Raw genomic sequence first — 4270 nt, 5'->3', positions numbered from 1 at the left:
TCGCTATATCCTACAGTCTGCAGTGCGTTCAGCGAACGATAGGTTAGTAGATCTCCCACTTCTTTTTCCAATCCCTGGGCAATCATCATATCGACGCGCGTATTGATTCGTTGGTATAATTCCTTCCTTGGCCACTCTAAACCAATCTTTATAATATTGAAGTTTCTGGTAATTCTTTTATTGCTGCGGAAGTAGGTGATAGAAATCCCGGTTTGATTAATAAATTCCAAGGCGCGCATTAGTCTTTGTGGGTTTTGCTGCTCCGCTTTTTGCCAGAAAATCGGGTCTTTTTGTGCGATCTCATTTTGCAGCCAGGTTAATCCATTTTCTTCGTAGCTTCTCATCACGTCATTTCTTATAGAGGAGGTAATGGCGGGCATTTCGTCTATACCCTCGCAAAGGGCTTTTATATAAAGGCCTGTGCCCCCAACAACGATGGCAACATTATTTTTGGAAAAAATTTGTTCCAAATGTGCAAGGGCATATTTTTCATAAATTCCCGCGTTAACTTCTTCTTGGATGCTGTGTGAGTTAATGAAATAATGCGTGACATGAGCCAACTCTTCCGCTGTCGGTTTGGCAACCCCAATATTCAATTCGCGAAAACATTGACGTGAATCTGCCGAAAGAATTTCCGTATGAAAATAATTCGCCAACTCAATTGCCAAAGATGTTTTACCCGACGCTGTCGGTCCCGCGACAATGATGACTGTTGGGTTCTTGCTCATTGGTGGTTATATCTTATCTATCTTAAGAAATAATCGATTGAAGGTCCTAAGAATATACTTTGATTATTTGATGATGACATAATTATGAATATCTTCTAACTTAATGGCCGGACCGGCAAGAATAATCAAACGCTCTACTACATTTCTGAGTTCGCGGATATTGCCACGCCAGTCGTGTTCTTGTAATGCTTTTAATGCATCTTTATTAATTTTTTTAGTAGGCTGCCCATAATCTTTGGCGATGTCTTCCAGGAATTTTTCCACCAAGAGGGGAATATCTTCTCTGCGTTCATTAAGAGAGGGAGTATGTATCAATATCACACTTAGTCTATGATAGAGATCCAGTCTAAAATTTTTTTCTTCTACCTCTTTTAATAAATCTTTGTTTGTCGCAGCAATTACACGGACATCCACGCTGATTTCTTTTTCTCCACCAACGCGTTGTATTTTTCCTTCTTGTAATGCGCGCAACACTTTGGCCTGAGAACTTAGGCTCATATCTCCGACTTCATCTAAGAATAAAGTACCGCCGTCGGCTTGCTCAAATTTACCCAAATGCTGTTTTACGGCTGAAGTAAAGGAGCCTTTTTCGTGACCAAATAATTCACTTTCTATTAGTTCCTGCGGAATGGCCGCGCAGTTTACCTCAATAAGCGGTTTATGGGCTCTATTGCTTTTTGCATGAATCCATTTGGCGACCAATTCTTTCCCTACACCGTTTTCGCCTGTTACCAGTACGCGGGCATCCGTTTCAGCCACTTTGTCTATGGTCGTCTTTATTTTGTTAATGCCTTCCGAAGTTCCAATCATTTCAGGCACTTTATTTGCTTTATTTTTTAACGTTCTTGTTTCTTTAATGAGCGAGTTTCGATCGGTTGCGTTCCTGATAGTGATGAGCATCCTGTTTAAATCGGGCGGTTTGGAAATGAAATCAAAAGCGCCTTTTTTTACTGCATCCACCGCTGCCTCAATATTTCCGTGACCACTAATAATGATGATAGGAGTGTCAGGATTGTATTCTGTCGCTTTGCTCAGAAATTCCATTCCATCCATCTTAGGCATTTTGATATCACATAAGACCACATCAAAGTTTTTTTCGCAGAAAAGTTTCCAGCCCTCTTCTCCATCTAAAGCTTCTTCCACTTTGTATCCTTCAAAGGTTAGAATTTCATTTAGGGTTTTTCTAATCGCCTTTTCATCGTCAATAATCAATATCTTAGCCATATTAAATCCTATTTAATTTTAATTTGATATTGCGAATATAGATATATCAATTAAGATTACGAATTCTAAACTTTGTACGATGAAGGATAAGCTTTAATTGTTGGTTTCCGAGCAGGAATTCCTTTAATTTCTTATTAACATAAGGTTCCAATTTCTTGGCAAGGTTGTTGAACTTTACAAATACGAATCCAATTTTTAATCTTTAAAAACTATTTTATGAGTGCGAAACAAATTTTAGTAGGAGCAATTTCTGGTATTGTAGCCGGTGCGATAGTGGGATTAGTATTGGCCCCTCAATCTGGTGAAGAAACGCGTCAACAAATTGCAGATTCTGCAAAGGACTTAAAAAATAAATTAAATAAACTTACTGGGAAGTCTTTAGACGAATTAAACAATCTGCAAGAGGTATTTAAAACAGAGATTTCTGGCTTAAGTGATGATATTAGAGATAAAGTTTTAAAACTGATAAAACGAGCGAAGGCTTCTAGTCAGGAAGTTCATGACGAGGTAAGTGAAGCTTAAAAATACTTTTTATTTCTGGTGTCCCCTAAAAGTCTTTAATTTTTGGTATCAAAGGCTTTATCTTTTTGTATTGCATCGTCAGTATAGGAAAAGCCTCGTAGGGGATTTGCGCATATACATGTGGCGTGAATAGTAAGACAGCTAACTTTCATGAAAGAGTGATAGCCAAATCGTGGTAAAGCAGCAGTCAAAAAAATCTTTATCTTTTTGACTGCTCACTGATTAGGATCTATTATATTTGTAGTGCCTTTGAAAAGAGGCACTCTTTTTTATTACTATTCAAAAATAATTCTGTCATGTTCAAGAAAAATAAAAACAAGGGAGTCATTTTAGGGTTATTAAGCGCTATTTTTGTTTTGGTTATCATGTCTTTTAGTACTCCACAACCCAAACATAACTTTAAAGTACTTCCCCAGGATATTACTCATGATAGCCTAATGGGTATTATGCACGGATTTAATAAGGCATTGGGTGTGAAATGTGGTTTCTGTCATGCGCGTAGCGATGTGGACTCAACGAGACTTGATTTCGCCAGCGACGCGAAAAAAGAAAAGGGCTTTGCAAGAGAAATGATGAAAATGGCGATTGGTATAAATAGCACTTACTTTAATTGGCAGAATTCGGCGAGACCGGATACCATTCAGATGATTACTTGTGTTACTTGTCATCGAGGAAATGAAAAACCTATCAGATAAATAAACCTATCAAATAAATAAAAAGGGGATGATTTTTCATCCCTTTTTTATTTATGACTAATACTAGAGTTTGGGTGCCGCTGAAAGTATTTCTGGGGAGGCCCTATCTTCATATTTTTTAAAATTTTCTATAAAAAGCTTTGCCAGTCTATGCGCTTGCATATCATAAGCTTCTTTATTATTCCAGGCGCCGCGAGGGTTTAATATTTCATCGGGCACATTGGGACAGCTTTGTGGTTTTAGGATACCAAAAATATCGTGTGGTACGTACGCCACATCTTCCAAATCGCCATTTATAGCTGCTGAAATCATAGCTCTTGTGTATTTTAAATTGATGCGTTTACCCGAACCAAAGGCGCCGCCGCTCCATCCGGTATTGATAAGCCAAACTTTTACATCAGGATTTTGTTCCAGTTTTTTGCCTAGAAGTTCGGCATATTTAATAGGATGCAAAGGCAAAAACACATTGCCAAAACAGGCGGAAAAGACTGACTGAGGTTCGGTGACGCCTACTTCTGTTCCTGCAACTTTGGCTGTATAGCCACTAATGAAATGATACATTGCCTGCTGTTTAGTAAGCCTTGAAACGGGAGGCAAAACGCCAAAAGCATCACAGGTGAGAAAAAATATATTCTTAGGGCTTGCTCCATTAGAAACCTTTTTTGCATTTTCCATAAAATGGATCGGATAAGCCGCCCTTGTGTTTTCGGTAACACTTGCGTCTTCGAAATTTACCACATTACTATTGGGCAAAAACCGAACATTTTCCAGTAAAGCCCCTGGTTTAATTGCATTGAAAATCTGAGGTTCTTTTTCAGCAGTTAAGTTAACGCATTTTGCATAACAGCCTCCCTCAAAATTGAAGACAGATCTATGCGCCCAACCATGTTCGTCGTCGCCAATTAATGACCGTTGAGGATCGGCACTTAAAGTTGTTTTACCGGTACCACTTAAGCCAAAGAAAAGTGCTACATCTCCCTTGTCGCCTTCGTTGGCAGAACAGTGCATAGATAATACGTTTTCGTTTTCGGGGAGCAAGAAATTCAAGACGCTAAACATGCCTTTTTTTATTTCGCCTGTATAAGCACTACCGCCAATAAG

5 protein-coding genes are annotated in these 4270 nt (G+C 38.7%); 2 read left to right on the top strand and 3 right to left on the bottom strand.

What is annotated here, in order from left to right:
• Together miaA and ACQR30_RS01620 are read right to left on the bottom strand one after the other, a co-directional pair.
• Nucleotides 1–728 (bottom strand): tRNA (adenosine(37)-N6)-dimethylallyltransferase MiaA (gene miaA, locus ACQR30_RS01625; RefSeq protein ID WP_429730322.1); only part of this gene is annotated, 728 nt, incomplete at its 3' end.
• Between the two features lie 63 nt (nucleotides 729–791).
• On the bottom strand, nucleotides 792–1952 hold the full coding sequence (locus ACQR30_RS01620; protein ID WP_429730319.1) for a sigma-54-dependent transcriptional regulator: 1161 nt from the start codon (nucleotides 1950–1952) through the stop codon (nucleotides 792–794).
• 216 nt (nucleotides 1953–2168) lie between these two features.
• On the opposite strand from ACQR30_RS01620, the gene ACQR30_RS01615 reads away from it, so the two are divergent.
• Both ACQR30_RS01615 and ACQR30_RS01610 read left to right on the top strand, forming a co-directional pair.
• Nucleotides 2169–2474, top strand: a complete 306-nt coding sequence (locus ACQR30_RS01615) for a YtxH domain-containing protein (RefSeq protein ID WP_429730316.1) — start codon at nucleotides 2169–2171, stop codon at nucleotides 2472–2474.
• 296 nt (nucleotides 2475–2770) lie between these two features.
• The gene (locus ACQR30_RS01610; RefSeq protein WP_429730313.1) at nucleotides 2771–3169 is read left to right on the top strand and encodes a c-type cytochrome; all 399 of its coding nucleotides are present in this window, start codon (nucleotides 2771–2773) and stop codon (nucleotides 3167–3169) included.
• Between the two features lie 63 nt (nucleotides 3170–3232).
• On the opposite strand, the gene ACQR30_RS01605 is transcribed toward ACQR30_RS01610, so the two are convergent.
• Nucleotides 3233–4270 (bottom strand): phosphoenolpyruvate carboxykinase (ATP) (locus ACQR30_RS01605; RefSeq protein WP_429730310.1); only part of this gene is annotated, 1038 nt, incomplete at its 5' end.

This window comes from Arachidicoccus sp. (genome assembly GCF_050436765.1).
In the GTDB taxonomy this organism is placed as follows: domain Bacteria; phylum Bacteroidota; class Bacteroidia; order Chitinophagales; family Chitinophagaceae; genus Arachidicoccus.
The sequence above is the reverse complement of the archived record's forward strand: the minus strand, read 5'-3'. Positions and strand labels throughout refer to the sequence as shown.

Coding starts and splice junctions, on each gene's coding strand:
- ACQR30_RS01620 (WP_429730319.1), bottom strand. CDS start 1,952: ATGGCTAAGATATTGATTATTGACGATGAAAAGGCGATTAGAAAAACC.
- ACQR30_RS01615 (WP_429730316.1), top strand. CDS start 2,169: ATGAGTGCGAAACAAATTTTAGTAGGAGCAATTTCTGGTATTGTAGCC.
- ACQR30_RS01610 (WP_429730313.1), top strand. CDS start 2,771: ATGTTCAAGAAAAATAAAAACAAGGGAGTCATTTTAGGGTTATTAAGC.